Source organism: Psychrobacter sp. (assembly GCF_030457785.1).
GTDB lineage: Bacteria > Pseudomonadota > Gammaproteobacteria > Pseudomonadales > Moraxellaceae > Psychrobacter.
In genome coordinates this window covers 1-2229 of record NZ_JAKDUI010000284.1, presented here as the reverse complement: position 1 = coordinate 2229, position 2229 = coordinate 1, and the positions used below count along the sequence as shown (strand labels likewise).

General features: G+C 43.2%; 1 protein-coding gene. It reads left to right on the top strand.

Features of this window, described 5'->3' with window-relative positions:
• Positions 1-258: 258 nt before the first annotated feature.
• Positions 259-1941: a hypothetical protein gene (locus tag L0J61_RS10570; protein WP_301466399.1), complete on the top strand. Its 1683-nt coding sequence runs from the start codon at positions 259-261 to the stop codon at positions 1939-1941.
• Positions 1942-2229 lie beyond the last annotated feature (288 nt).

Genomic DNA, 2229 nt, shown 5'->3' with positions numbered 1-2229 from the left:
ACTTGGTAACCCGCCTCTTCAGTTTGATTTGCTTATTTCAAGTTGAGAGTGGGGTTATTTATATAAAATTGTTTGGATTATTGCTATATTAAGAGTTCAACATAAAGAAAAACACTTGTTTAACTCTTATAGTCGGCTCAAAATAAGCAGTCGGCCCAAAATGACCTGATCACAAGCAAGCCGAGTGCATGTTCTACAAATAGTAGACTGCACAGGCCCGACATTATGTTTTATCAATACGTTCTGGAAAAAATAATTATGGACCAGTCTACGCAAATGAAGTTAACCGCCCCAGCTCTTAGTGTCACTGACTTTAACCTCACATCACTGCATTTACTGCACAATGAAATTATCGTGACGCTCAAAGATACTGAAACGCATCTAGGCGAGTTTAACGATGACAACACTCAGGCACCTTTATTGCTAGACTCAATCATCGTCCTAAAGCAGCTGTCTTGCATTTTTAAACTGATAGCCTTGTTTGGCGCAGAGACACTAAATACAGCCATCGTCGATGGCCTACAGCGCCTTTATGATAATGGCGACAACAATGATATCAGTTTGATTATGGATCTGTCAGAAGCCATTATGACACTGGATCGTTATATTGAATTTGTCTTATTGACAGAGTCAATAGAGCCTACTTTATTATTACCAACGATCAATAAGCTAAAAGCACATATACAAGAGCCCTCTATCACTGCCGATTATTTTTCAACCTTTGGTGGCCGTAGCATCACCATTGCTAATCCTAAAAAAAACTTCCAACCCTTGCATCAGCTTGGCCTAGATACCAAGCTTTTGACAGATGCCTACCGTAGTGGCCTTGGCGTCGCTCTACTCAACAAAGATGGTGACATCAGTCTAGAAGACAAGAAAAAACTTGATGCTATGAGCGCTGCTTGCGAGTTAATCGCTTCGAAGTCCAACCGTCTATTTTGGCAAGCTGCTACTGCTATCGTCACTGATATTACCAAACTGCTGCCGCTGAGTTTGAGCCAAAAACACACTCTTATTTATTTAGAACAACAGTTTCAAAGCTACTTGCCCGTTATGGACACGCGATTTGCTGATCTGGTCAGCTTTGCCTGCCAACGAGATAATGAATCAGCAGAGCGATTGCGTGAGCAATATGCCAATAATCAGCTTGAGAGCGACCAGCTAGAACAAATGAAACGCTTCTTGTTTGGCCCCAATCGCACACTTACCGATACCCTAAACACCATTATCCAAACCCAAATTAATACTATCAAAGAGAACGTAGACAGTTATGCACGCGGCGACTCGAGCAACGCCGCCGAAACGCAGACGGCAAACATTATCAATGAGCTTAAAAGATTGAGCTCGTCGCTACGTTTGCTTAGATTAACGGATGCAGCCGACAGCCTAGATGCAGCTGCTGATGCAGTTACCAAATGGCAAGCGCCGTCACCCAAGGACTTTGACTATTTACTATTGGCACTTATGCAAGCGGAAAACGCCATTATCGCAATGGCTGAAATGCACATCCCAGGGCCCACCTACTTACCTTTAAACAATCCTCACATCTCATTGCATCAACTCAACACCGCCAGAGACACATTGATACAAGAAAGTCGAATCAGTATTGCTGATGTGGAGCAAGCTATCGATGAGTATCTAACTAAACCAGAACGGAATATAGCCGATATTCAAGACATACCTGAGATGCTATACAGTGTTACTGGCGCACTACGCTTTTTACAACAACCGGTGCCTGCCCGTATGCTAGGTCAGCTAGCTAAGTATATAGAGCAGCATGTCGCTAGCAGCGAAAACATCGAAGATAATGCTCTGACCTGTATTGCCACCGTGATGATGGCAGTCGATCATCATCTGCACGGCTTTGAACAGAATCGTCCTGCAAGCAAACAAGCACTTGATATCGGCCAACAGGGCTTGAGTAACTTATTGGCTGCCTAAAGCATTCTGAAAGGCGAAGTGTTTGTATCAGGGACTCTGCGACCAAAAACCATGTTATTGCCGTGTTCCTTTATTTTAAAAGTGGCATGTAGCAGTGAGATAAACCGCTGCCAAACAAGAGTGAGACAGACTGCCGTTGAACAAGAAAAGTACCGCAGATACTATCAGGATAGTCATTTTCGGTCATAACAGCTAGGCAAATATTTGGCCATTTTCAACTCTTCAGAGTGTACTCATGAACTACCCACTACCTTAGAGGTAGGGGTTTCTTAGGTAATGCTCATACTT

What these genes read in the sequence shown, in the direction of transcription:
- L0J61_RS10570 (WP_301466399.1), top strand. Translation starts at nt 259, where the DNA reads ATGGACCAGTCTACGCAAATGAAGTTAACCGCCCCAGCTCTTAGTGTC.